Raw genomic sequence first — 24826 nt, forward strand, 5'->3', positions numbered from 1 at the left:
TGAGCCACTGCGGGCCTGGCGCCCGCAGTGCGCCCTGCCAGGGAGTGACCCATGAACGTCAGCCTCTTGAACCGTCTGTTGCTGTTGATCCTGCTGTTCTGTCCATTTGCATTCGCCCAGGACAGCGGCGCCGTCTACTTCACCAATGGTGTGCACAACACGCTGGGGTGCAATGAAGAGAACGGCAACTGCATCGCCAAACGCAAGCCGGGTGAGCCGTCCGACCCGTTCTTCCCGGCGTTCTGGATCAGCAACTGGACCATGTACCGGGTGATGCACAACTACGAAAACAACCCGCCGCCCTACAGCAACCCGCCAACGACCCTGAAGCCTGCGGACTACACCGTCTCCCGAGGAACCAGCTACTACGACACGACGTACATCCCGCCGGATGGCGACGGTTTCGGCGCGATGATGGAGCACTACGAGAAATATTGCCTGCCGATCTTCCCGATCAAGAACAACAACTACACCTGCTCGTTCGTGTCCTTGGGCAACAAGGCGTACTTCCTGACCTATCCGCAGGATCGTCCGAAGGACATGCCGGCCTGCTGCATGTTTTCGCCGATGAACCATCCGCCACGGCAGGACTTCATCGAACACCTGCCTTATGACGCCGAGCGCAGCAAGAACCTCAATGGCAGCGTGCAGGCCTACGCACTGGATCTGCAATCGCCGCAAGGGCCGATTCTGTTCGGCTACGCCTTCTACAAAAAGATGTCGGGGCAGCCACCCTTCCGCCCACCGCAATCGTTCTTTTTCTCGGGCGATACCAGCGTCGCCAATGCGCCGATCGTCAGCCAGAACTACACCGACTTCCGTATCGCCAGACCGGACCCGGCGCAGACCTGGGCGCAGGTCGCCGCCATGTGCCCGTCGAATCCGCCGCCCTGCCAGTTGTTCGAGCCGCCGGCTTCGCAGAGCAACGGCCAGAAAGCGCAGTGGAACCAGCTCATGCAGCGTAAACCGTGATCAACGACGAAGGATCGCCATGAAAACCACACTCTGTTTTTCCGTGATGTTGCTGGGTCTGGCCAGCCTGCCGGCGCTGGCCAGGGAACAAGCCATGCCCGCGATGCAGACCAGCCAGTTGAACTGCCAGCCGCCCGCTACCGCACCCGCCGCCACGGCGGGTCAGGACCAGTTCGATCAATACAGCTGGCAGATGTTCATCGCTTTGAGCTGGCCGGCAAAGGATGGGCAACGGGGTAACCCCGACTGCACCCGGCAGCCTGGTGCCGCCGGCTACACCGTCTGGCAGACCTACAAGACCGTGGGCGAGATCTTTCTGCCGAACGCCGCCAATCCGGGGCCGTGGAATTCCCCGCAACTCGCCAAAAGCTTCAACATCATCAACATCGCCTCATTGAAAAACAGCGCTCAGGTGAACGCCGTCGATCAGGCGGTCGGCGGCTGGCTGATCGATCAGGCGAAAAACCCGACCTACTACGACATTTCGGCCAACGAGACTTCATACAACTACATCGTCAACAACAACTTCTACAACGCCGACGTCGTCTCCAAGGCCAACAACATCACGTTTCCGTGGGGCGTCATCGAGATCAAGTCGAGCTGGCGCATTCTCACGCCCCATGACAATGCCAGCCGCTATCTGACGATGTTTGCACGGGTGGCGACCTTCAACGATCAGGGCCAGAAGAATGGCGTCACCGAGGCGTTTCTGGGACTGGTCGGCCTGCACATCATCACCAAGGCCAACGGCTATCCGCAGTGGATCTGGTCGACGTTCGAACAGGTCGACAACGTTCCGCCCAAGGCACTGGTGAACGGCCAGTGGGTCGATCAGCCCGTCGCGGGCACGACCTATTCCTACTTCAACGCTGCGGCGCCCGCCGCGTCACTCAACCAGTCACCCTGCGACTGGCAGACCCAGGGCCCGCATCAGGTCTGTGTGCCCAAACCCGGCACCACGTTCCAGACCCCGAACCCGCTGAACCGGGTCACGCCGATCGCCGACATCACCAACCAGATCAACGCCCGTTACCAGGCCGAGCCGGGGCTGCAAAACAGCGTGTTGAAGTACTACCAGCTCATCACCACCCAGCGCCCATTGATGCCTGACAACCCGAGCAACCCGCTGGGCCAGCCGACGCCGGCACTCTCGGCCAACGTGACCATGGAAAGCTACATCCAGCCCAACAGCAGCTGCATGAACTGCCATTCCATGGCGACGCCGGTCAAGAGTCCCTACAAGTCCGATTACTCCTACCTGTTCAAATTCGCCAACTCGCCGCTCGGCAAAACCATCAAGGACGGGAAATAAATCATGAGCATCCTCAACGGCCCGCGACTGAATTTCTGGGGTGGTATCCGCACGGATGTCAGCCTGCCGAATAATTCACCCACCATTCCTTATGACGGCGATGACAACTGGCCGATCTTTGACCTGACCACTTCGACGTTGGCATCGGGTGCCCAGTCTTACACCGACGATCAGTTGAACAACATGATCAATGCGCCCACGGGCGATTACTACACCGCCGGCGGCTGGAATCACTACGGGCAGCATGTCGTCGATATGCAGAATGCGCTGATCAGTTCTCAAGGCAGCCCGGGCAGCGTCAGTACCACCGGGGATATGGTGGGCCAGCCGGTCTATCTGCTGGGTTCCGTGGACCCGGTCACCGGACAGGGGCCGGTATCAGGCCCGATGATGGTGGACCTGGACCCCACCTCGACCACCACCACCCAGATATTTGTCGGTGGCCTGCAAATCGGTAGCAGCAGCAACATCCAGTTGCTGATTCACGCCAATACGGTTTGCAGCAGCCAGGATCTCGGCAAGCGGGTGCTGCAACCGACGCCGAAGGAGCTGGATGCACCGGGTTCCTGCCGTATCAGCGGCACCTTCCAGCTGACCTTTCCACTGAGCAGCATCGTCAGCTGGAACCAGAACAGCAGCGGTTTGCGATCGATCATCCAGGCACCGGGTGCCACCGGTATCGTGCTGCGCTTCGTGATGTTCGAAATGTGCCCGACGATGACCACGCCCCAGTTGCAAGCCGATTATGCCGCCGGCAGAGACACCCCGAACCCGAGCATCGGCCGGGTCATCGGCACATTGGCTCCGGCGTTCGCCAATGAGCCGCTGGACTGTCAGGCGGGCCGTCAGATCGTCAATCAAGGCACGGGCGGCACCGGCTACGCAGACATGAGCAACGCGGGCATGCTGAGCGTCGACATGGTCAACATCATTCCGAAACAGACGTTCAGGGCCGTCAGGGATGACATCACCAGCCCTATCGGACCTAACGGCAATTACGGGCCCGTCACCCTGGCAGCCGGTGAGACCACCCTGAGCACACTCGATCCGACCAGCAGTCCCCTGCTCGACTATTACGTGTATGGCGGCATTGTCGATCTGCCGCTCAATACAGCCCAACAGTCGGCGGTCAGATCCTCGGCGCTGGCCATCAGCGCCCCCGGCACGGTCGCCGGGACCAAGTTGCAGGCAACAGAGTCTGTCTATCGAATCTACGCGGATCAACGCAGCGTCTATACCGAGGACTACCCGCAGGGGCTGTCGATAACGCTGCAGGTCCGGTATCTCGGTGCTGCGGTAACCAGCACGACTGAAATCGATCTCACCGCCACGCCGCCGGGACCCTATTACACGCAACAGCGCTACTGCGACTTCCTTTATTTCCCCCCTGCGCTGACGGTGAGCCCTGGTCAGTTGTCCGTCACGTTCTCCGTCAACGTAAAACCCGCAGCGGCACCCCTCGCAGGTTTCGTCGCCCTGACCTACACCGTCAACGGTCAGGACAGCGGCACGTATTTCACCAACTTTCGCAAATACGCCCAGACCGACTTCGGCATTCCCAGAGGCACCACCATCACCTGGGAACAGATGTACCCGAACGTCCTGCGTTTTCACTACCTGGCCTTTCCGGCCATGTCTCGCTACATCCCGCTGAATCAACCGGACGCGATCATGGGCGCGAAGAATCCGATCCTCGCCCGAACCTCGGATGCCTACAAAGGCACCACGCTGTTCATGCCCGTGGTGCGCTCGATGTCGGCCTCTCAGCGGGCGCTGTTGCGGGCCTTTCTCACAGGCGAGCCGTGGCAACCGCCGCAGTAATCGCACCCCTTTGCCTCTGGAGAGAAATCCATGACCGTTCACATTCCTGCGCGCCCCCGGGAAACTTTGCGCCCGAACACGATCATCGCCGAAGGCCTGCTGAACCCACGCGGTGCCTGCCTGCAAGCCGACGGCAGCCTGCTGCTGGTCGAAGCGGGTTCGGGCCTGCCCGACCAACCCTTCAGCGGTCGCATCAGCCGATTGCGCCCCGACCCGCTCCACCCCGGCGCCTGGCTCGCCCGGGAAATCCTGGCCCAGGGTTATCGCTCGATGAACATGCAGGCCCGCATGTTGCGCGATGAAATCATGGGACTGTCGGACGTGGCCTGCGGTGACGGACGCTGCCTGGTCAGCCAGACCGATTACGTCGCGGGCTCGAAACTGCTGGACCTGCAATACTCGCCGCCCGAACCGATATTTCACAGCCGGGGCAATCTCAACGCTTTGTGTTATCACCCGACACGCCGTAGCTGGCTGGCCGTCAAACCCGATACCAATCAACTGGTGGAATTCAGCTCCGGTGAGGACGAGCAGGTACTGGTGCAACTGCCCGATCTGGACATGGGCCAGGAAGCCGTCCCGGTCACACTGATCCACGAACCGGCAACAGACGCCGTGCTGATCACCCTGTTCTCCGGGGAGTTGCAAAGCGATCCGGCCCGCAAAGGCATCGACTTTGATGATCAGGCCGGTCAGGTGATTCGGGTCTGGCCCGACACCGGCAGAATCGAAGTGCTGATTCGCGGCCTGCAATTGCCCACCGGACTGGCGCTGTGCCCACAAGGCAACGTCCTGGTGCTGGAGCTCTGCAACCGTTTGCAACAACCGCTGCCGCCTGACTGGAATGGCGAAACCCTGCATGGTGGTTTCACCCGGTTCAGCGGGCGACTGTTGAGCTGCAATCTGCAAACCGGCGAAGTGGCCGTACTCGCCCGTGACCTGGATACCCCGTCCAACCTGTGTCTGGTGCAGGACGCGGTACTGGTGAGCGAAGGCATGGGGTTGACCGGGCGACCATTGCCCACGCCTGACAAGAAAGAGGTAGCGTTGAGCGGCAGGCTGCGTCGGGTGCAGCTCTGAAAGTAGATGGAAAAAAGGCGCGGCCCTGTGAAAGCCGCGCCTTCCGTTTACTGAGTCACCACAATCTTGCCGATCATCTGCGGATGCAGCACGCAGAAATACTCGAACTCGCCCGGCGTATTGAACACCCAGGAAAAACTGTCGTTAGTGTCCAGCGCCCCCGAGCGAAACACCTTGTGGGTTTCAGCCACCGTGTGCGGGATCTGGTCGTCATTGACCCACGTCACCTTGGTGCCCACGGCCACGGTCAAATCCTTGGGGCCGAACATGAATTCCTTGATGTCGACCTTTACCTCCTGTGCCCATACGGGCATCGACAAAAACAGGCACAGCACTGCCAACAGTCGCGCTTTCATTGAGCCATCCTCCCCTAAACCAGTGTCGAATCGATCAGCGCCAACGGATGATCGCCCTGCGTCGCCCGCACCTCGGTGATCCCCAAATAGTTGCGCAACTGGTCGGCTGCCACAGTCATCGGCCCCGGCGACGGTGCCGCCCCCGGCGCGGGTTGCGGATACGCCGTGCCACGGGCGGTGTGGAAGGTGATGTTGCCTTCGACCTTCTGGATCACCTGATGGATGTGCCCGTTCAGCGCCGTCACCGAACCGTATTTGCGCAGCATCGCAATCGCCTGATCGCCGTCCTCGGTGCCCCAGCCCCAGGGCTGATAGATGGTCCACAACGGAATGTGGGTGAACACCACGATCGGCGTACTGGTCGATACCGCACGCAGATCATCGGCCAGCCACGCCAGTTGATCGGCGCCGAGGTTGGCTTCATGTCCGGCCTGGAAGTTGAAGACATTCACCAGCGCGATGAAATGCACTCCATGATCATCGAAGCTGTACCAGCCGTTGCCTTTGGTGCCCTTGCCGTAGCGTTCCAGATAGAGCTTGCCGCCGCCCTCGTCGAGGGTGTCGTGTTCACCGGGGATGTAATGCACGGTGGACGGCAGGCCTTTGAGCACCTGCGCTGCGGTGTCGAACTCCTCAGGCTTCGACAAGTGCGTGATGTCGCCGGTGTGCAGGATCAGCGAAGGTCTTTTCGGCAACGCGATGACCTTGTCGATCGCCACTTGGAGGGTCTTCACCGGCTCAGGATTGGCTTCCTTGTTGAAGCCGATGTGCGAGTCACTGATCTGCACGAAATGAAAGGTGCTGGCCATCGCTTCGGGATCGCTGACCTTACCCGCCTCATCTATCGCAAAGGCTCTGGGAATGCCGCCGCTCAGGGCCCAGAGGACTCCGGCCCCGGCCCACGCCGAACACTTGAGCAGCGTTCGCCGGTCCGGGTTGCTCAGCAAGCCGTCGGTGCGCAGTGGATGTTTTATTTGATTGTTCATCTGTGGGGCCTCGCTGGCGGACTACAGTGATGTAGCTGACACCAGCAAGAACCTTGCGAGACGAACGTTTATTCCACGTCGCCGAACAAATTCTTTTCAGGGAATAAAACGCGACGCATCACGGTTATAGGGGTGTGACGGTGCGGAAGCCACTATGAATCGATTCGAGGAGTTGATTGCGCCGCACCTGGACGCGGCTTATAACCTCGCGCGCTGGATCACGAACAGTGACAGCGCCGCACGGGACGTGGTGCAGGAAAGTGCCCTGCGTGCTTTCCGGTTTTTGCAGCGTTTCGCCGACGGCAATGCCAAGGCCTGGTTCCTGACCATCGTGCGCAATGAAAGCTACACCTGGCTCAAGGCCTCGGCCGGGCGCCACTGGGTCGCTTTCGATGACGAGATCGAAAAGAACGAAGGCGCTTTGAGCCACAGCCAGACGCCGGAACTGCTGGCCATTCACACGGAAAACGCGGCAGTGATCCATCAGGCTCTGAGCGCCTTGCCGCCAAACTTTCGCGAGGTCATTGTGCTCAAGGAACTCGAAAACCTGCCTTACAAGGACATTGCGCTGGTGGTCGATATTCCCATCGGCACCGTCATGTCCAGGCTGGCCCGGGCACGGGCGATGCTCAAGCTCGAATTACTGAAGTGGCACGACGATGAATGAACTCGACTGTACGGCTTGCCAGACGCAACTGCATGGCTATCTGGATCAGGAGCTCGATGTGGCAACAGCGGCGGACGTGGCTGCGCATCTGACCCTGTGCACCGCGTGCAAGCATCTGTATGCAGAGGCCAAGGTGCTGAAGATCAGCGTAAAACGCCATGCGCCCTATTACGCGGCACCGCAATCACTGGTCGCCAGCGTGTTGGCCGCGCAGGCTCCTGCACCGTCCAGGCCTCTGCAGCGCTGGCACAGCAGGTTTGTGCCGGCATTTTCCGCCGCAGCACTGGTCCTCGCGGCCGTGTTCTATGTGGCCACGCCAGGCAGTGAGCAGCCGTTGATGGAGGAAGCGGTTTCCAGCCATGTGCGCTCGTTGATGGGTGCTCATCTGAACGATGTGGTGTCGTCCGACCGTCATACCGTCAAACCCTGGTTCACCGGCAAACTCAACTTCTCGCCGCCGGTGGTCGACTATTCGGCGCAAGGCTTTCCACTGCTCGGCGGGCGACTGGATTACCTGCAACACCAGACCACAGCAGCCCTGAGTTACGGTCGGGCCAAACACATCATCAATGTGTTTATCCTGCCGGCCACGGACGCCGACGAGCCTTCGCAAAGCCAGACGATTCGCGGTTTCAATGTGGTTTCGTGGCAGGCGAACCACATGCGTTTCGTGCTGGTTTCCGACGTAGAGAAAGGCGAACTGGAGGCGCTCGCTCAATTACTCAGGAACGGTGTTTGAGAAGACGTATCGCCTCCTTCAGCGACAGGCTCGCTTCAAGGTTTCACTCGGCAGCTCATTGAACAAGGTCCGGTAGCTGTTGGAAAACCGTCCCAGATGCCAGAACGACCAGTTCATCGCCACCTCGGCCACAGTCGTTTCATGGGATGAACGATTGAGCAACTCACGACGGGCACTGTTGAGCCGACGCAGGCGCAGCCATTGGGTCGGCGACAAACCGGTGTAGGCCTTGAACGTCTGCTGCAACTGGCGCAACGACACCCCGGCCACCTGGGCCAGCTCCAGCAGATTGAGGGTTTCTTCCGGCGAGTCCGCGGCCCACTCCCCCACCCGTTTCATGGTCTGCCGCTCTTGCGTGCGACGCTGCAAACCATCGTTATCCAGACACACCCGGGCGTTATCGAGGATGAACAGGCAGTCCTCCAGCAACTGCTGGGTCAAAGCCTCTTTGTCTGGCTGATCCGGGGCTTGCGACAACTTCGTGAGCGTCGAACTCAACCAGCGGCTGAACAGCGCGTTCTGCGCACCGTTGAGGGGGGCCATGAACAGCCCTTCCAGCCTGGCCACGTCGAGGCCGTTGCGCCGGACGAATTCCGGGCCGAACACCACGGCGATTTCCTGGTAGTTCTCCGGGGTGATCCAGATGTTGCGGCTCTCTTCGTTCAGCAGATAGAGCGCGTTGTCACTGCGATCGAAACAGAACGCCAGGGCACCCGACGGCGCACTGAAATTCTGCTCGACCCGGGTGTTCATCTGTTCTTCGTAGACCTCCACACCCTGCAAATCCAGATAGCGGATCCGCCCGGCGAAATGCCCCGGCGACATCTGCTGGTAATGCTGGACCCAGCCCGGTGTCGCACGGATCTGCTCGGTGACATCGGCGGTGTTGAAAGCTTGAACCTGTAGCGGATTACACGTTGTCATGGGAGACCTTGCGCACTCTTTTGGTGCGCTTTGGTGCTGCTGAAAGTGGATAGATGGAACCTCAAGGCCCGCCCAAGATAGTCGTCAACGCGCCACAGGGGAAGCCTGCGAAAGATGAAATCGCACTTCCCCCGCGTCAATAAAACCAACGACGAGGTCTTTATGAATGCCCCTTTCGATCAGCTGTTCACGTGGCTGAAAGATCACAAGATTACCGAAGTGGAATGCGTGGTCAGCGACCTGACCGGCATCGCCCGCGGCAAGATTGCACCGACCAACAAGTTCCTGCATGAGCGAGGCATGCGCCTGCCGGAAAGTGTGCTGCTGCAAACGGTAACCGGGGATTTTGTCGACGACGACATCTACTACGACCTGCTCGACCCGGCCGACATCGACATGGTCTGCAAACCGGTGAGCGATGCGGTGTACGTAGTGCCATGGGCCATCGAACCGACGGCCATCGTGATTCACGACACCTTCGACAAATTCGGCAATCCGATCGAACTGTCGCCGCGCAACGTGCTGAAAAAGGTCCTGCAGCTCTATACCGACAAAGGCTGGAAGCCGATCGTTGCGCCGGAAATGGAGTTCTACCTGACCCAGCGCTGCGAAGACCCGGACCTGCCGTTGAAGGCACCGCTGGGCCGTTCCGGTCGCGCTGAAAGCGGTCGGCAGTCGTTCTCCATCGACGCCGCCAACGAATTCGATCCGCTGTTCGAAGACGTCTACGACTGGTGCGAACTGCAAGGCCTGGATCTGGACACGTTGATTCACGAAGACGGCCCGGCGCAGATGGAAATCAACTTCCGTCACGGCGATGCACTGGATCTGGCCGACCAGATCACCGTGTTCAAGCGCACCCTGCGTGAAGCCGCACTCAAGCACAACGTGACGGCGACCTTCATGGCCAAGCCGATTGGCGATGAGCCGGGCAGCGCCATGCACCTGCACCAGAGCGTGGTGGAAATCGCCACCGGCAAGCCGATTTTCGCCAACGCCGACGGCAGCATGAGCGACCTGTTCCGTCATCACATCGGCGGTCTGCAGAAGCTCATCCCGAAAGTGCTGCCGATGTTCGCGCCGAACGTCAACTCGTTCCGCCGCTTCCTGCCGGACACTTCGGCGCCGGTCAACGTCGAATGGGGCGAGGAAAACCGCACGGTCGGCCTGCGGGTTCCGACGTCCGGGCCTGAGGCGATGCGCGTGGAAAACCGCTTGCCCGGCGCCGACGCCAACCCGTACCTGGCGATTGCTGCCAGTCTGTTGTGCGGCTACATCGGCATGGTCGAGGGCATCGAACCGAGCGCTGCCGTCGAAGGCCGCGCCTATGAGCGCCGCAACCTGCGCCTGCCGATCACCATCGAAGAAGCCCTGACCCAGATGGAAGAATGCGACACCGTCGCCGAGTACCTGGGCAGCAAGTTCGTGCGTGGTTATGTGGCGGTGAAGCGTGCCGAGCATGAAAACTTCAAGCGCGTGATCAGTTCCTGGGAGCGTGAGTTCCTGTTGCTGAGCGTTTAACCAACACACACGAACCCTATGGGAGCTGGCTTGCCAGCTCCCACAAGGGCCGTGCCCACCTGAAAAATCCAATAATTCGAAGAGGTGTCGCCATGCGTCTGTTGAAATCCTTGATCCCCGCCGCTCTGGCCCTGGCTTGCAGCGCCGGTGCGCAAGCCCAGCCCCAGGTCAGCGTCTATAACTGGACCGATTACATCGGCGAAACCACCCTCGCCGACTTCCAGGCCGACAGTGGCATCAAGGTGATCTACGACGTCTTCGACTCCAACGAAACCCTCGAAGGCAAACTGCTCGCCGGTCGCACCGGTTACGACGTGGTGGTGCCGTCCAACCACTTTCTCGCTCGTCAGGTGAAAGCCGGGGCGTTCCTCAAACTGGACCGTTCGCAACTGCCGAACTGGAAAAACCTCGACCCGAAACTGCTGGCATTGCTTGAGAAGAACGATCCGGGCAATGAACATTCAGTGCCGTATCTGTGGGGCACCAACGGCATCGGCTATAACGTCGACAAGGTCAAACAGGTGCTGGGCGTCGACAAGATCGATTCCTGGGCGGTGCTGTTCGAACCGGAGAACCTGAAGAAACTCACCCAGTGCGGCGTGTCGATGATGGACTCGGCCGACGAAGTGTTCCCGGCGATTCTCAACTATATGGGCATGGACCCGCGCAGCGAGAACCCGGAAGACTTCAAGAAGGCCGAAGCCAAACTCTTGAGCATCCGCCCGTACATCACCTACTTCCATTCCTCGAAATACGTGACCGACCTGGCCAACGGCGACATCTGCGTGGCGTTCGGTTATTCCGGCGACGTGTTTCAGGCCGCCAACCGCGCCAGGGAAGCGAAGAACGGCGTGAACATTGCCTACGCGATTCCCAAGGAAGGCGCGAACCTGTGGTTCGACCTGCTGGCCATTCCAGCCGACGCGACCAACACCCAAGAGGCTCACGCGTTCATCAATTACCTGCTCGATCCGCAAGTGATTGCCAAAGTCAGCGCCCAGGTCGGTTACGCCAACCCGAACCCTGCGGCCAAGCAATACATGGATGTGGCATTGATCAGCAATCCAGAGGTGTATCCGCCTCAAGAGGTGCTCGACAAGCTCTACATTTCCACTACCCCGCCCCAGTCGATCATGCGTCTGATGACCCGTTCCTGGAGCAAAGTGAAGTCGAACAAATGAATCAGTACACCCAGGAACACACACGCTCCTACTACGCCGCTTCGGCCCGTTCGAGCACGCGCTACCCTGTGCTGGACACTGACCTGACCGTCGATGTCTGCGTGATCGGCGGCGGTTTTACCGGCGTCAACACCGCCATCGAACTGGCACAGCGCGGCCTTTCGGTGGTCTTGCTCGAAGGGCGACGTATCGGCTGGGGCGCCAGCGGGCGCAACGGCGGTCAGTTGATCCGCGGCATCGGCCATGAAGTCGAAGGTTTCTCCCGCTACGTCGGCACCGAAGGCGTGCGCTACCTGCAACAGGCCGGCATCGATTCGGTGGAACTGGTGCGCCGGCGTGTCGCCGACCACGGGATCGAGTGCGACTTGCGCTGGGGCTTCTGTGAACTGGCCAACACCCCGGCGCAGTTCGAAGCGTTCAAGGCTGAACAAGACAGTCTCGCGGCCTCGGGTTATGCCCATGAAACGCGACTGGTCAGCCCTGAAGACATGCGTCGCCAGGTGGTCGATTCGGGTGTCTATAAGGGCGGTCTGATCGACATGGGGTCAGGCCATCTGCACCCGCTCGATCTGGTTCAGGGCGAGGCCCGGCTCGCGGCATCACTCGGCGTGCGGATCTTCGAACAGAGCCCGGTGCTGGAAATCATCCACGGTGCGACGGTACAAGTGCGCTGCGCCTCGGGCACGGTGCATGCCGGCAGTCTGGTACTCGGTTGCAACGCACATCTGGATGAACTCGAGCAACGGCTCAGCGGCAAAGTCCTGCCGGCGGGTAGCTACATCATCGCCACCGAGCCGTTGTCGAAGGCGCGCGCCGACCAACTGATCCCGCAAAACCTGGCGCTCTGCGACCAGAAAGTCGGTCTCGACTATTACCGGCTCTCGGCAGACCGCCGGCTGTTGTTCGGCGGTGCCTGCCATTATTCCGGTCGGGATCCCTCGGACATCGCTGCCTACATGCGACCGAAATTGCTCAAGGTTTTCCCGCAACTGGCGGATGTACGGATCGACTATCAATGGGGCGGCAAGATCGGCATCACCGCCAATCGCTTCCCGCAGGTCGGGCGACTCAAACAGCAGCCGAACGTGTTCTACGCCCAGGGGTATTCCGGACATGGCCTGAACGTCACGCACTGGTGCGCGAAGCTGCTGGGCGAAGCGATTCATGCCGGTCACAGTCAGGGCATGGACGTGTTCAGCGGCGTGCCGCACATGACGTTCCCGGGCGGCCCTGCGTTGCGCTCGCCGCTGCTGGCACTGGGGATGTTCTGGTATCGCCTGCGGGAAATGCTGGGCTGAAGCCGGCCGATTTGCTCTATCGCAAAGCACTTCTATATTGATGAAGTGCTTTTGCGTTCCTGACGCTCAGTGCCCAACACACTCTGGAGGTCATGGATGGAGTCGTCAGCCGCCGACAAACCGCAGGCGCCCGGCCAGGCCCCGATCAAGACCCGGCGTTTCAGCATTTCGCTGGTGTGGATCGTGCCGATTGTCGCGGTGCTGGTGGGCATTTCGCTGGTGGTGCACAACCTGATGCAGGAAGGCCCGACCATCGTCGTCACCTTCAAGACCGGCAGCGGCCTGACCGCCAACAAGACCGAAGTCAAATACCGCAACGTGGTGGTCGGCCATGTTTCGGACGTCGAGCTGAGCGACGATCAGAAGAGCGTCAACGCCACGATCAAACTGGCCAAGCAGGCCGAAACCTTTACCCGCGAAGACTCGAAATTCTGGGTGGTGCGCCCACGCATCGGCGCCGGCGGTGTTTCGGGCATCGACACGTTGTTGTCCGGCGACTACATCGGTGCCGACATCGGCCAGTCCGGTTCACGCGCCAAGTACTTCAAGGGCCTGGAAAACCCGCCACCGATCACCTACGGCGAGCCGGGCAAACGCTTCAACCTGCACACTCAGGACCTGGGCTCGCTGGATATCGGCTCACCGGTCTATTACCGCAAGATCCCGGTCGGCCAGGTGGTGGCCTATGCCCTGGATGGCGATGGCAAAGGGGTGAATATCGAAGTGTTCATTCATGCGCCGAACGATGCCTTCGTCACCGAAAACACCCGTTTCTGGAATGCCAGCGGCATTGACGTCAATGTCGGCGCCAATGGCTTTGCCGTGAAAACCGAATCGCTTTCAACCTTGCTGATCGGCGGCATCGCCTTTCGCGCTCCGGACTACAGTCCCAACGACGTCGCCGCCGCCGAAGAGAAGACGTTCGACCTGTTCGAAGACCAGCAGACCGCCCTCGCCCCGCCTGCCGGCAAGCCGCAGTACCTGAGCCTGCGTTTCGATCAGGCGATGCGCGGCCTCAAGGTCGATGCGCCGGTGGAATTCCTCGGTATGGAAATCGGCCGGGTGGTGAGCGTCAACCTGGACTACGACGAGAAGAAACGCAGCTTCCCGGTGAGTGTCGGCATCGTGATCTACCCGCAACGCCTGGGCCGGGCCCACGAAAAAATGCTCAAGGTGCTCAATCACAACCCGGATGACGAAGCCGCCGCTGTACGCCTGATCGGCACGTTCGTCGACAACGGTCTGCGCGCCCAGGCCCGTAGCGGCAACCTCCTGACCGGTCAGCTGTACATCGCGCTGGACTTCTTCCCCAAGGCCGAAAAGGTCGCGTTTGACCCGACCGCTCGCCCGATTGTCATTCCGACCATTCCCGGCAGCCTCGAACAGTTGCAGGAAAAACTCGAAGCCATGGTCGACAAGCTCAACAAACTGCCGGTGGAGCGTATTGCCGGCAATCTGGACGGCAACCTCGTGGAACTGCGCAAAAGCCTGACCCAGTTCAACGCCAAGACCCTGCCGAGCGTGCAAAACACCTTGGCCGACGTCAGCAAGACCCTGCAATCGGCCAATTCGACCCTGGCCGAAGATTCGCCGCAGCGGGAAAAACTCACCCAGACCCTCGACGAACTCGGGCGCATGTCGCGCTCGTTGCGTGAACTGTCGGATTACCTCGGTCGCCATCCGGAATCGCTGATTCGCGGTCGCCCCGACAACGCTGCGCCGCTGGATCTCAAGGGACCGCCGCGCAATTGAGCACAGGAGCCTTGCCATGGCTTTACCGCTGAAGTTCACCGTGCTCGCTGCGTGCCTGCTGTTGGGCGCCTGTCGCAGCGACCCGATCAGCTTCCACACCTTGACCCCGGCGCAACCGACGCCCGGACAATCAGGGCAGGACATCGCGATTGAAAGCATCAGCGTGCCGCCCCAGGTTGACCGCCCGCAAATCGTCATCCGTCAGGGCAACAGCGGGCTGGCGATTCTCGAAACCCAGTGGTGGGCGGCAAGTCTGAGCGACGAGCTGCGCAGTGCGCTGATGGATCAATTGAGCAATGCGGGCGTTGCGCACAAGACGTCGGTGCGCATTGATGTGCAACGCTTCGATTCGGTGCCCGGACAATACGGGCTGATGGACGTGAAATGGCGTCTGCGTCCGGCCAATGCGGGCGACACCGGTTTGATGACCTGCCGCTCGATCCTGCAGACCCCGTCCGGGGGGAGCATCGACGATCTGGTGATCGCTCAGCAGAACAACGTCAAACGCCTCGCCGCGCTGATCCGTCAGGCCGCCGGTGAAATGCGGGGCTGTCCATCCTCATCCTGAGCCGGTTGCAACTCCACGCTGAAGCGGCTGCCACTGGACTGACCGCTGCTCAAATGCACCCGCCAGTGCTGGCGTTTGCAGATCCGTTGCACAAGTGACAACCCCAGACCAAGGCCCTCTCCCCGCCCCTCGTCGCCACGTACGAACGGCTGGAACACGGCCTGACGCTGCTCTTGCGCAATGCCGATACCGCTGTCCTCTACCACAAAACCGTTGGAGGTCAGGGTCAGCCGGACAAACCCGTGATCGGTGTAGTGCCAGGCATTGCGCAACAGGTTGCCCATCACCGATTGCAGGAACGTCAGGTTGAAGCGTTCCGGGCACGGCTGATGCACTTCGTAGAAAAACTCCAGACCTTTTTCCCGGATCAACCGGCCCCAGATCTCCGCCTGGGCGTCCGCCACTTCCTTGAGTGTCACACAGCGATCGTTGCCGGTATCGTCCTGCGCGCGGGCGAGCATCAGAAAGGTATCGACCAGTTGCCGCATCTCGTGGCTGGCCCGGGCGATACGGTTGACCTGCGCGGTGGAGCGGGCATTCAGCGACGGGTTGGCCAGCAGCAACTCGCAGGCACCGCACAACACCATCAGCGGCGTGCGCAGTTCATGGCTGACGTCACTGGTGAAGAGCTTTTCGCGGCTGAGGGTTTCACGCAGGCGGCCCAGGGTCTGGTCGAACGAAAGCGCCAGTTCCCCCACTTCATCGGCTGCATAATCCGGGTGCAACGGCGGCGCCAGAACCAGCAGTTGATCGCGGTGGCGCACCTGACGCGCCAGACGAATGACCGGCGCCATGACCCGCCGCGCCAGCAACCGGCCGAGCACGAGCGCCAGCAGTATGCTCAGGACGACACCCACGGTCACCACGATGAACAACAGCCGCTCACGCTGTTCGAGGCTTTCCTGATCGCGCAGCAACACATATTTGCGTCCGCCGACCACTTCAACCATGGCGAAGAAGTCATCGCCATTGAAACGGATTTCCTGAAAACCGGGCAAAAGTGCCGCCAGCGAAGGCATGAGGGCCATGGGGCCAGGGCCACCTTCGAAGAAAAACAGCTCGCCTTTCTCCGGTTGATGACTCCAGCGATCAATGTCTTCCATCGCCAGCAAGCGGTGCAGGCCGCCACTCAGGGAGCTGCTGGCCAGTCTGTGTTCAACCACGTGCACGGCGGCCACGATGCCCAGCGCAAAAAAACCGGCCACCAGGGCACTCATCAAAGCGAACACGATGACGATCCGTTTCGTCAGGCTTTGCTTGAGATCCATTCGGGTCGATGACTCCACGGCTGATTGCAGACTCACGGTCAAGAACAGGCGAGGACCGCGACATTGACCGAACCTGCGCAGCTTCACCGTAAACATGAACATTTGTTAAGACTGGCCGGTAAAAAAAGGGTATTTGAGTCTGGTTATCAAACACCCGATTAGTTGCGACTTTTCGACGCTCGCGAAATTTTCACATGTTCTTCACTACCCCCCGACGCGCACGAACGTAATGTTCAGCCATTATTCAAGTACATAACTATAAAAGTTGGTTAAATCGCCGGCCCAATTCGCCTGCGACGTCAAGGGGCATGCCGTGGAGCGACAGATGCAATTAACTGCGACATATAAACAGCGCCGCACGTCTGGACTTGGAAAACTGTTGACCGGCATCGGTGTGGTAGCCGCAATCGCGCTGGTCAGTGGTTTCGTCTGGGTGACCCGTTCGCCCATGGATCTTGGCCAGGCCGGCAAAGCCGCGCGGGCTGACTGGACCCGGGCATGGCAGGCTGGCGAAGTCGTGGCGCTGGTGCGTCATGCCGAACGTTGCGACCGCTCCGGTAACCTTTGCATGGGCCCGGCCGACGGTATCACGCAGGTCGGCAATGACGCTGCAGTGCAGGTGGGTAAAGGCTTCATGGGCCTGGGCATGCAGCAGGCGCAGGTGTTTACCAGCCCGCTGACCCGTACCGAGCAGACGGCCCGCGCCATGTTCGGTCAGGACACTACCGCCCAGACCTGGCTCGAATCCTGTGGTTCTTCGCTGCGCAACGACGTGGTGGCGCACAAGGTTGCCAAGCGTAATCTGGTGCTGGTGACCCACAGTGGCTGCATCAGCGATTTTGAAAAACAGACCGGTTTTCCTCACGCCGTCGCCGCCGAATACGGCAGTACTTTATTTGCCCGCATCGATGACAAAGGGCAACTTAAAGTACTGGGCATCATGAATGCCGATGCCTGGTCTCAACTTAATAGTCGTTGATGCTTTAGTTGGGGCGAGCCGGCAAGTTTGCGTTTTTTTCAACTAGCCAAGTACAAGTTCATTAATTTGTAATTAAACATGTATCCACCCCAATTTACTGGACAACCGTTTTTTTTAAGCTTGGCTATAGTGCGAGAACTCCAGCCTGGAGGTTTGGCAGTTCTCTGGATACAGGAAATGCCCGTCGCCCGATCGCACACCTGCATTCATTCAACACGATGACCCGCCCGCTCAGGAACGCGCCGGGCAGGCCATCGACACAAGAACTTCGTTTGGCACCAAGGCTTTGTCATGACGTCTGAAAACAACCCGCTGCGCCACGCTGCCCGTCATTTTTCCCCCGCCACGACCTTCGGACGCTGGGCCATTCCCGGACTGATTCTGGGTTTCGTGGTGTTTTATCTGTTGCCGCTGATGACCCATGGCCTGTGGATCCCCGATGAAACCCGCTACGGCCAGATCAGCCAGGAAATGCTGCTCAGCGGCAACTGGGTCGCACCGCATTTCATGGGCATCCGCTATTTCGAAAAACCGATTGCCGGCTATTGGATGATTGCGATCGGCCAGGCGATCTTCGGCGACAACCTGTTCGGCGTGCGCATTGCGTCGGCGCTCAGCACCGGTGTCAGCGTCTGGCTGACCTACCTGATGGCACGCCGGTTGTGGAATAACCCGCGGATCAGTGCCTCCAGCGCCCTGCTTTATATGAGCTTCGGGCTGATTGCCGGTCAGGCCGGCTACGCCAACCTCGATCCGCAGTTCACTTTGTGGGTCAACCTGAGCATGGTCGCCGTGTGGTTTGCCATCGACAGCCAGACGCCTCGCGCTCGTCTGGGCGGCTGGGTGCTGCTCGGTGTCGCCTGCGGCATGGGCCTGATGACCAAAGGGTTTCTGGCCCTGTTGCTGCCGGTGCTGATCGCTCTGCCTTACATGATCTGGCAGCGCCGCTTCGGCGAACTGGTGCGTTACGGGCTGGTCGCGGTGGTGGTCTGCACCCTCGTCAGCCTTCCGTGGGTACTGGCTGTTCATTACCGCGAGCCTGACTTCTGGCGTTTCTTCTTCTGGCACGAACACATCCGCCGCTTTGCCGCCGGCGATGCGGCGCAACACGCCCGTCCATGGTGGTTCTACCTGCCGCTGCTGTTCGCCTCGACCCTGCCGTGGGCTCTGCTGCTGCCTTCGACGTTGCTGCGCATGTGGCGCGAAAAGCGTGATGCAAAAACCGCTTACCTGGCATTGTGGTTCCTGCTGCCACTGGCGTTTTTCAGCCTGAGCAGCGGCAAGTTGCCGACCTACATCATGCCGTGCCTGCTTCCGGTCGCCCTGCTGATGGGACAGACCGTGATCAACTGGCTGGATCAAAACAGTGGCCGCGCCCTGCGCCTGAACGGCGTGATCAACACCGTCATTGCCAGCGTTGCGCTGGTGGCGCTGCTCTACCTGCAAGCGACGAAGGAAATCTACGAAAACACCGAGATGTTCAGCCTTTCACTGGCCTATATCGTGCTGGTGGGCTGGATCATCGTGAACGCCCTGCAAGTGCTGCGTCCGCTGACGCTGTGGGCGATGCCGGCGCTGGGTATCGGTCTGCTGGTGGCGTTGTTGCCGGCAGCCATGCCGGGGCAGATCGTCAACAGCAAGATGCCTGACCAGTTCATTGCCGAACATCAACAGGAACTGAGTGAAACCGCGTCCCTGTTGAGCAACGATCTGGGTGCGGCCTCGGCGCTGGCATGGCGACTGAAACGCCCGCAGGTCGACCTTTACAACACCATCGGTGAACTGAAATACGGCCTGGACGATCCGGCCATGGAGGCCCGTAAAGTCACCATGGAAAACGTCGGTCAATGGATGACCGAAGCCCGGAAAAAAGGCGCAGTGGGTGTGGTCTTGCGGGTGAACAGCACGCAGGAAGAGCAGGAAGTCGAATTGCTGCCGGTAGACGGCAAGCACTATCGTCGCGGCAACCTGCAGATCTTCATCTTCCCGCAGCGCCAGCCATGACCCTGCGCAATAACGACCGGGGCGCCCTGCTGCTCCTGCTGGTGGCCAGCGCCCTGATGTTGCTGCTCGGTCTGGGCAGTCGCGAACTCTGGGGCGCGGAAACCCGCTGGGCCAACATCGCGTTGCAGATGATGCAGAGCGGCGATTACTTCGACCCGTACCTCAAGGGCGATCCCTATTACGACAAGCCGCTGCTGTCGTATTGGCTGATCACCGCGACTGCCTGGTTGACCGGCAGTCTGGATCACTGGTCGCTGCGCCTGTCTTCGGTGGTGTCCGCGTGGCTCAGCGTCTGGCTGGTGTATCTACTGGGCGAACAGTTGTTTCGCAAAGGCACGGGCCTGATCGCCGGCTGGATGCTGGCGACCACCTTCTATTTCGTGTTCTGGGCGCGGGTGGCCACCGCCGACATCCTCACGGTGTGCGGCGTGCTGGCAGCGGTCTGGTGGTACTGGCGCGGACCGGAGGACACGCGGTTTTCGCGCTATCTGGTGTTCTGCGTGTTGCTGTCGCTGACGTCATTGTTCAAAGGCCTGATCGGTTTCGTCCTGCCCGGGCTGGTGCTGCTGCCGCACCTGCTGAATGAAGGCCGCTGGAAGCGTCACCTGAACCTGCGCCTGCTCGCGGCGCTGGTGATTGCCGGGGCGTTCTACATGACGCCGTTCCTTTTGTCACACCTCTACGGCGCGCCGAACTACGGGGAAAGCGGGCTGGGGCTGGTGTTGCGGGAAAACGTCGTGCGGTTTTTCCAGCCGTTCGACAACATCGGGCCGATCTACACCTATTTGCTGTACCTGCCGGTCTACACCCTGCCTTGGGCGCCGTGCTGGATCATCGCGCTGTGGGTGGCGGCGCGGAACTGGAAACACATCGAACCGGACACCCGCTGGCTGATACAGGGCCTCGGGTTATTGATGCTGTTCTTCACCGCCAGCGGTAGCCGGCGCAGTTATTACGTGCTGCCGCTGGTGCCATTCGCACAATTGCTCGGAGCCTGGTGGATCACCCGGCGCATGGCCGCTCGCAATGCCGTGAGTCCGTTTGGCGGGCGCGGCCTGAAAATCGGTTTCGCCGTGACCACGGTGTTGCTGCTGGGCATCCTCGGTGTGCTCTACCCCTGGACCAACAGCGGAGGCGGTGCGATCCGTTTCGGCGAAACCGTGCGCCTGCAAGCCAGCCAAAAGGCGCCGTTGAATCAATGGCATTTCGTCATGGTCGAGGTGGACAACAAGGTTCCGATGTACCTGCAGACTGGCGGTGAGCCGTTCTACTACGTGCCGGAAACCCGTGATTTCCCTCGCGATGGCGACGCGGCGGCGATGTTCGAATGGCTGGAACGCACCAGCGGACGGCATTGGGATCCGCAACGGACGATCTTTGTCGCCCAGTACCGCACCGGTGATCCTGTTCCCCTTTCTCGACTCGGTCGCGATCATCAAATCATCACGGCCACCCCGACCCGCGGCGAACAGGTTTTCCATGGCCGCGAGGATCAAAGCGTCGCTTATCTCCCCAAAGACTCCTGAAAGACAGCGCCGGGTTCACCCGGCGTTTCCGCGCAGTGACTGCTAACCTGAATGGCAATGACATGTATTAACGGTTTGTTTGACGTTTTTTTCTCATTTGCCTCTCTACATTGCCAGCCAGCCAACATATGCAAATCATTCGCATTGAAGCTTTCCGGCGAATGCTCGCCCATAACGTCTAAAAAACAGGAGTTGCTCTGTCATGAGTCCATCCGTTCCGTCCTTTTTCAAGCACGCTGTTCTGGCGACCGCGCTGCTGGCAGCCGGCCAGGTGTTTGCCGCCGATTCCGTCGGCATCGTGGTCTACAACGCCCAGCACGAAACCCTGACCAAGGCCTGGGTTGCCGGCTTCACCGAAGAAACCGGGATCCCGGTCACGATCCGCAACGGCGACGACACGGAAATGGGCAATCAACTGGTGCAGGAAGGCGCGGCATCCCCGGCGGACGTGTTCCTGACGGAAAACTCCCCGGCCATGGTGCTGGTGGACAATGCCAAACTGTTCGCCCCGGTGGCACCGGCCACGCTTGAGCAAGTAGGCTCGGCCTATCGTCCGGCCCATGGCCAGTGGGTCGGCATCGCCGCTCGCTCCACGGTATTCGTCTACAACCCGGCCAAACTGCCGGAGAAGGATCTGCCAAAATCCCTGATGGATCTGGCGAGCCCGGCATGGAAAGGCCGCTGGGCTGCCTCCCCTGCCGGGGCCGACTTCCAGGCCATCGTCGCCGCCGTGCTGGAGCAGAAAGGCGAAGCGGCCACTCTGGAATGGCTCAAGGGCATGAAAGCCAACTTCACCGCCTACCGTGGCAACAGCTCGGTGCTCAAAGCGGTGAACGCCGGTCAGGTGGACAGCGGCGTGATCTATCACTACTACGCCTTCGTCGATCAGTCCAAGACCGGTGAAAACAGCAAGAACACTGCCCTGCACTATTTCAAGCATCAGGACCCGGGCGCATTCGTGAGCATCTCCGGTGGTGGTGTGCTGAAGTCCAGCAAACACCAGGAAGAAGCGCAGAAATTCCTCCAGTACATCACCGGCAAGGAAGGTCAGGACGTGCTGCGCACCGGCAACTCCTTTGAATACGCCGTGGGCAAGGACGCGGCTTCCAACCCGAAACTGGTGCCGTTGAAGGATCTTGACGCGCCCAAAGTCGATGCGTCGAAGCTCGACAGCAAGAAAGCCGTCGAACTGATGACTCAGGCGGGACTGCTTTAATTGAGGCCTGAAACTCTGCCAGCGGGGATCGCTGCGGCGTCCCCCGCCAAGTTGCCACGCAGAACCCGCGCCCTCAACGGGCGCGGGAGTCCGTGGGTGGTCGTACTGGCGATTGGCGTTTCGCTGCTGTCGCTGCTGCCGATTGCATTTGTCATCGGCGTGTCGTGGTACACCGGCTGGGCGACGATCGAGGCCATGATCTTTCGTCCACGGGTCGCCGAACTGCTGATCAACACCGTGTTGTTGGTACTGATCACCCTGCCGATCTGCATTGTGCTGGGCGTCACTCTGGCCTGGCTCACCGAACGCACCGACCTGCCGGGACGGCGAATGTGGTCAGTGCTGGCGGTCGCGCCGCTGGCGGTGCCGGCGTTCGTGCACAGCTATGCGTGGGTGAGTCTGGTTCCGTCGATCAACGGACTGCCGGCCGGCGTGCTGGTGTCGGTGATCGCCTATTTCCCGTTCCTTTATCTACCGATCGCGGCGACATTGCGGCGTCTCGACCCGGCGATAGAAGACGTGGCCGAATCCCTCGGTCTCAAACCGTGGGCCGTGTTCTTTCGGGTGGTGCTGCCGCAATTGCGTCTGGCAATCTGTGGCGGTGCGCTGTTGGTGGGCCTGCACTTGCTGGCCGAATACGGTCTGTACGCAATGATCCGTTTCGACACGTTTACCACGGCCATTTTCGACCAGTTCAAATCCACCTTTAACGGCCCGGCTGCCAATATGCTCGCCAGCGTTCTGGCTTTGTGCTGTCTGGCGATGCTGACCGCCGAATCCAGCGCCCGCGGCCATGCCCGTTATGCCCGGGTCGGTTCCGGCAGCGCCCGGGAGCAGCGGACGGTGCGCCTCAAATCCGGCATCGCAACGCTCGGCCTTTGCCTGCAGATCCTGACTTGCCTGCTGGCCCTCGGCGTCCCGATGCTTACGCTGGGCCGATGGCTGATCGCTGGCGGCGCTGACGTCTGGCACGGCGAAGAACTGCTGCCCGCGCTGCTCCAGACCCTGTCGTTCGGCGTGGCCGGTGCGCTGTTGACCAGCCTCGCGGCGATTCCCATCGCCTGGCTGTCGATTCGCGCCCCCGGCAAGTTGCAGCGCCTGCTCGAAGGCTGCAACTACATCACCAGTTCACTGCCGGGCATTGTCGTGGCTCTGGCGCTGGTCACCGTGACGATCCACTTCGCGCGGCCGATCTACCAGACCACCCTCACCGTGCTGCTGGCATACCTGCTGATGTTCCTGCCACGGGCGCTGGTCAGCCTGCGTGCCGGTTTCGCCCAGGCGCCGGTAGAGCTGGAGAACATCGCGCAAAGCCTCGGTCGCTCGCCGCTGCGCGCCTTGTGGCTGATCACCTTGCGCCTGGCCGCACCCGGTGCGGCGGCAGGTGCCGCGCTGGTGTTCCTGGCGATCACCAACGAACTGACCGCAACCCTGTTGCTCGCGCCCAACGGCACGCGCACCCTGGCCACCGGTTTCTGGGCCATGACCAGCGAAATCGACTACGCCGCCGCTGCGCCTTATGCGCTGTTGATGGTCGTGCTTTCGCTGCCGCTCACAGCCATTCTCTATCAACAATCCAGGCGCAGTGCCGGCCGATGAACGCTCTCGACATCATCAATCTCAGCAAATCCTTCGGCGCACAAACGGCGCTGGACACCATCAACCTGTCCGTCCCCACCGGCAGCCGCACGGTCATCGTCGGTCCGTCCGGATCGGGCAAGACCACGCTGCTGCGGATGATCGCCGGCTTCGAGTTTCCCGATGCCGGCAGCCTGATGCTCAATGGCCAGACCCTGGTGGACAGCAACCATGCCGTACCCGCCTATCAGCGCCAGATCGGCTACGTGCCGCAGGACGGCGCACTGTTTCCGCACATGAGCGTCGCCGACAACATCGGCTTCGGGCTCGCCGTCACCGGCAGCGCCAGAACCGAGCGCATCCAGTCGCTGATGGACAGCGTTGCATTGAACGCCAACATGGCCGGCCGCTGGCCCCATGAGTTGTCCGGCGGCCAGCAGCAGCGGGTCGCCCTCGCCCGGGCGCTGGCCCAGCAACCGCGCCTGATGTTGCTGGACGAACCCTTTTCCGCCCTCGACACCGGCCTGCGCGCCGACATGCGCAAAATGGTCGCCCGATTGCTGGAATCCGCTGGCGTGACCACGATTCTGGTCACTCACGATCAAAGTGAGGCGCTGTCATTCGCCGACCAGTTGGCGGTGATGCGTGAAGGACGCCTGGTGCAGTCGGGGCATCCGATGGATCTGTATCGTTATCCTGACGACGAGCAGACCGCGCGTTTCCTTGGCGAAGCGGTGGTCATGCCGGCGCGGATCGAGGCCGGTTGGGCCCATTGCGATCTGGGTCGGGTGGCGGTGAACACCAACGGGTTTGCGGGCCCGGCGCACATCATGCTGCGCCCGGAACAACTGTTGCTGTCCGATCATCCCGAAAACCCGCAAGGCTGCAATGCCGTGGTCACCGAGCGCGATTTCGGCGGCAATACCTGCACGTTGACCGTCGAATTGCTTGCCGGAGCCGGCGAATCATCGGGCCGCTCGTTGCTGGTGCGCAGTTCCGGAATGCACGCGCCACCCGCCGGCAGCGCGGTGCAGCTGTCGATTCTGGGAGCGGCCCACGTCTTCGAGGTGTCGTGACG

Annotated in this window: 21 protein-coding genes; 17 read left to right on the forward strand and 4 right to left on the reverse strand. The window is 60.8% G+C overall.

Annotation, left to right across the window (positions count from 1 at the left end):
- The first annotated feature begins 51 nt into the window (after window positions 1–51).
- The 4 genes from NWV16_RS14215 to NWV16_RS14230 are packed head-to-tail and all read left to right on the forward strand — an operon-like array spanning window position 52 to window position 5185.
- Entirely contained in the window at window positions 52–972 is a 921-nt protein-coding gene (locus NWV16_RS14215; protein ID WP_260519550.1) for a hypothetical protein, read from the forward strand.
- 19 nt (window positions 973–991) lie between these two features.
- Window positions 992–2284, forward strand: coding sequence for a hypothetical protein (locus tag NWV16_RS14220; protein WP_260519551.1), 1293 nt, complete (start codon window positions 992–994; stop codon window positions 2282–2284).
- A gap of 3 nt (window positions 2285–2287) precedes the next feature.
- Window positions 2288–4105 carry a hypothetical protein gene (locus NWV16_RS14225; RefSeq protein WP_260519552.1) on the forward strand — a complete coding sequence of 606 codons (1818 nt, stop codon included), beginning with the start codon at window positions 2288–2290 and terminating at the stop codon, window positions 4103–4105.
- Window positions 4106–4135: 30 nt separating this feature from the next.
- Window positions 4136–5185, forward strand: a complete 1050-nt coding sequence (locus NWV16_RS14230; protein WP_260519553.1) for a hypothetical protein — start codon at window positions 4136–4138, stop codon at window positions 5183–5185.
- Window positions 5186–5232: 47 nt separating this feature from the next.
- Here NWV16_RS14230 and NWV16_RS14235 read toward each other — a convergent pair whose 3' ends face one another.
- Together NWV16_RS14235 and NWV16_RS14240 are read right to left on the reverse strand one after the other, a co-directional pair.
- On the reverse strand, window positions 5233–5541 hold the full coding sequence (locus NWV16_RS14235; protein WP_119428166.1) for a cupredoxin family copper-binding protein: 309 nt from the start codon (window positions 5539–5541) through the stop codon (window positions 5233–5235).
- Window positions 5542–5555: 14 nt separating this feature from the next.
- Window positions 5556–6527, reverse strand: a complete 972-nt coding sequence (locus NWV16_RS14240) for a metallophosphoesterase (RefSeq protein ID WP_260519554.1) — start codon at window positions 6525–6527, stop codon at window positions 5556–5558.
- Between the two features lie 154 nt (window positions 6528–6681).
- Here NWV16_RS14240 and NWV16_RS14245 point away from each other — a divergent pair, with 154 nt between their 5' ends.
- Both NWV16_RS14245 and NWV16_RS14250 read left to right on the forward strand, forming a co-directional pair.
- A complete protein-coding gene (locus NWV16_RS14245; protein ID WP_260519555.1) occupies window positions 6682–7194 on the forward strand; it encodes a sigma-70 family RNA polymerase sigma factor in 513 nt (170 codons plus the stop codon).
- A complete protein-coding gene (locus NWV16_RS14250) occupies window positions 7187–7933 on the forward strand; it encodes an anti-sigma factor (protein ID WP_260519556.1) in 747 nt (248 codons plus the stop codon). Before NWV16_RS14245 ends, NWV16_RS14250 begins: the two co-directional genes overlap by 8 nt.
- A gap of 18 nt (window positions 7934–7951) precedes the next feature.
- Here the strand turns inward: NWV16_RS14250 and NWV16_RS14255 are convergent, their stop codons facing one another.
- Window positions 7952–8857 (reverse strand): helix-turn-helix domain-containing protein, encoded by a 906-nt coding sequence (locus tag NWV16_RS14255; RefSeq protein WP_260519557.1) that lies wholly within the window; start codon window positions 8855–8857, stop codon window positions 7952–7954.
- A gap of 162 nt (window positions 8858–9019) precedes the next feature.
- On the opposite strand from NWV16_RS14255, the gene NWV16_RS14260 reads away from it, so the two are divergent.
- From NWV16_RS14260 to NWV16_RS14280, 5 genes are all read left to right on the forward strand, one after another.
- Complete coding sequence (locus NWV16_RS14260; RefSeq protein ID WP_065257395.1) at window positions 9020–10378, forward strand: glutamine synthetase family protein; 1359 nt, start codon at window positions 9020–9022, stop codon at window positions 10376–10378.
- Window positions 10379–10470: 92 nt separating this feature from the next.
- Complete coding sequence (locus tag NWV16_RS14265; RefSeq protein WP_260519558.1) at window positions 10471–11559, forward strand: polyamine ABC transporter substrate-binding protein; 1089 nt, start codon at window positions 10471–10473, stop codon at window positions 11557–11559.
- Window positions 11556–12857: an NAD(P)/FAD-dependent oxidoreductase gene (locus NWV16_RS14270; protein ID WP_260519559.1), complete on the forward strand. Its 1302-nt coding sequence runs from the start codon at window positions 11556–11558 to the stop codon at window positions 12855–12857. The genes NWV16_RS14265 and NWV16_RS14270 overlap by 4 nt, the downstream gene beginning before the upstream one ends.
- Window positions 12858–12953: 96 nt before the next feature.
- Entirely contained in the window at window positions 12954–14609 is a 1656-nt protein-coding gene (locus tag NWV16_RS14275; RefSeq protein WP_260519560.1) for an intermembrane transport protein PqiB, read from the forward strand.
- Between the two features lie 16 nt (window positions 14610–14625).
- The gene (locus tag NWV16_RS14280; protein ID WP_260519561.1) at window positions 14626–15177 is read left to right on the forward strand and encodes a membrane integrity-associated transporter subunit PqiC; all 552 of its coding nucleotides are present in this window, start codon (window positions 14626–14628) and stop codon (window positions 15175–15177) included.
- Here NWV16_RS14280 and NWV16_RS14285 read toward each other — a convergent pair.
- A complete protein-coding gene (locus NWV16_RS14285) occupies window positions 15135–16445 on the reverse strand; it encodes a sensor histidine kinase (protein WP_260519562.1) in 1311 nt (436 codons plus the stop codon). The two genes, NWV16_RS14280 and NWV16_RS14285, sit on opposite strands and share 43 nt — an antisense overlap.
- Window positions 16446–16770: 325 nt before the next feature.
- Here NWV16_RS14285 and NWV16_RS14290 point away from each other — a divergent pair, with 325 nt between their 5' ends.
- The 6 genes from NWV16_RS14290 to NWV16_RS14315 all read left to right on the forward strand — a co-directional run bounded on the left by NWV16_RS14290 (window position 16771) and on the right by NWV16_RS14315 (window position 24824).
- Complete coding sequence (locus tag NWV16_RS14290; RefSeq protein WP_260519563.1) at window positions 16771–17424, forward strand: histidine phosphatase family protein; 654 nt, start codon at window positions 16771–16773, stop codon at window positions 17422–17424.
- A 291-nt stretch (window positions 17425–17715) separates the two neighbouring features.
- A complete protein-coding gene (gene arnT, locus NWV16_RS14295) occupies window positions 17716–19428 on the forward strand; it encodes a lipid IV(A) 4-amino-4-deoxy-L-arabinosyltransferase (protein ID WP_260519564.1) in 1713 nt (570 codons plus the stop codon).
- On the forward strand, window positions 19425–20954 hold the full coding sequence (locus NWV16_RS14300) for a glycosyltransferase family 39 protein (protein WP_260519565.1): 1530 nt from the start codon (window positions 19425–19427) through the stop codon (window positions 20952–20954). Before arnT ends, NWV16_RS14300 begins: the two co-directional genes overlap by 4 nt.
- A 202-nt stretch (window positions 20955–21156) precedes the next feature.
- Window positions 21157–22170 (forward strand): iron ABC transporter substrate-binding protein, encoded by a 1014-nt coding sequence (locus tag NWV16_RS14305; protein ID WP_260519566.1) that lies wholly within the window; start codon window positions 21157–21159, stop codon window positions 22168–22170.
- On the forward strand, window positions 22171–23769 hold the full coding sequence (locus NWV16_RS14310; RefSeq protein ID WP_260519567.1) for an ABC transporter permease: 1599 nt from the start codon (window positions 22171–22173) through the stop codon (window positions 23767–23769).
- Window positions 23766–24824 (forward strand): ABC transporter ATP-binding protein, encoded by a 1059-nt coding sequence (locus tag NWV16_RS14315; protein ID WP_260519568.1) that lies wholly within the window; start codon window positions 23766–23768, stop codon window positions 24822–24824. Before NWV16_RS14310 ends, NWV16_RS14315 begins: the two co-directional genes overlap by 4 nt.
- Window positions 24825–24826: the final 2 nt, after the last annotated feature.

It is taken from the genome of Pseudomonas sp. BW7P1 (assembly GCF_024981055.1).
GTDB lineage: Bacteria > Pseudomonadota > Gammaproteobacteria > Pseudomonadales > Pseudomonadaceae > Aquipseudomonas > Aquipseudomonas bananamidigenes.

Coding starts and splice junctions, on each gene's coding strand:
- NWV16_RS14275 (WP_260519560.1), top strand. CDS start 12,954: ATGGAGTCGTCAGCCGCCGACAAACCGCAGGCGCCCGGCCAGGCCCCG.
- NWV16_RS14215 (WP_260519550.1), top strand. CDS start 52: ATGAACGTCAGCCTCTTGAACCGTCTGTTGCTGTTGATCCTGCTGTTC.
- NWV16_RS14235 (WP_119428166.1), bottom strand. CDS start 5,541: ATGAAAGCGCGACTGTTGGCAGTGCTGTGCCTGTTTTTGTCGATGCCC.
- NWV16_RS14255 (WP_260519557.1), bottom strand. CDS start 8,857: ATGACAACGTGTAATCCGCTACAGGTTCAAGCTTTCAACACCGCCGAT.
- NWV16_RS14230 (WP_260519553.1), top strand. CDS start 4,136: ATGACCGTTCACATTCCTGCGCGCCCCCGGGAAACTTTGCGCCCGAAC.
- NWV16_RS14250 (WP_260519556.1), top strand. CDS start 7,187: ATGAATGAACTCGACTGTACGGCTTGCCAGACGCAACTGCATGGCTAT.
- arnT (WP_260519564.1), top strand. CDS start 17,716: ATGACGTCTGAAAACAACCCGCTGCGCCACGCTGCCCGTCATTTTTCC.
- NWV16_RS14315 (WP_260519568.1), top strand. CDS start 23,766: ATGAACGCTCTCGACATCATCAATCTCAGCAAATCCTTCGGCGCACAA.
- NWV16_RS14220 (WP_260519551.1), top strand. CDS start 992: ATGAAAACCACACTCTGTTTTTCCGTGATGTTGCTGGGTCTGGCCAGC.
- NWV16_RS14240 (WP_260519554.1), bottom strand. CDS start 6,527: ATGAACAATCAAATAAAACATCCACTGCGCACCGACGGCTTGCTGAGC.
- NWV16_RS14305 (WP_260519566.1), top strand. CDS start 21,157: ATGAGTCCATCCGTTCCGTCCTTTTTCAAGCACGCTGTTCTGGCGACC.
- NWV16_RS14270 (WP_260519559.1), top strand. CDS start 11,556: ATGAATCAGTACACCCAGGAACACACACGCTCCTACTACGCCGCTTCG.
- NWV16_RS14290 (WP_260519563.1), top strand. CDS start 16,771: ATGCAATTAACTGCGACATATAAACAGCGCCGCACGTCTGGACTTGGA.
- NWV16_RS14265 (WP_260519558.1), top strand. CDS start 10,471: ATGCGTCTGTTGAAATCCTTGATCCCCGCCGCTCTGGCCCTGGCTTGC.
- NWV16_RS14300 (WP_260519565.1), top strand. CDS start 19,425: ATGACCCTGCGCAATAACGACCGGGGCGCCCTGCTGCTCCTGCTGGTG.
- NWV16_RS14260 (WP_065257395.1), top strand. CDS start 9,020: ATGAATGCCCCTTTCGATCAGCTGTTCACGTGGCTGAAAGATCACAAG.
- NWV16_RS14280 (WP_260519561.1), top strand. CDS start 14,626: ATGGCTTTACCGCTGAAGTTCACCGTGCTCGCTGCGTGCCTGCTGTTG.
- NWV16_RS14285 (WP_260519562.1), bottom strand. CDS start 16,445: ATGGATCTCAAGCAAAGCCTGACGAAACGGATCGTCATCGTGTTCGCT.
- NWV16_RS14225 (WP_260519552.1), top strand. CDS start 2,288: ATGAGCATCCTCAACGGCCCGCGACTGAATTTCTGGGGTGGTATCCGC.
- NWV16_RS14245 (WP_260519555.1), top strand. CDS start 6,682: ATGAATCGATTCGAGGAGTTGATTGCGCCGCACCTGGACGCGGCTTAT.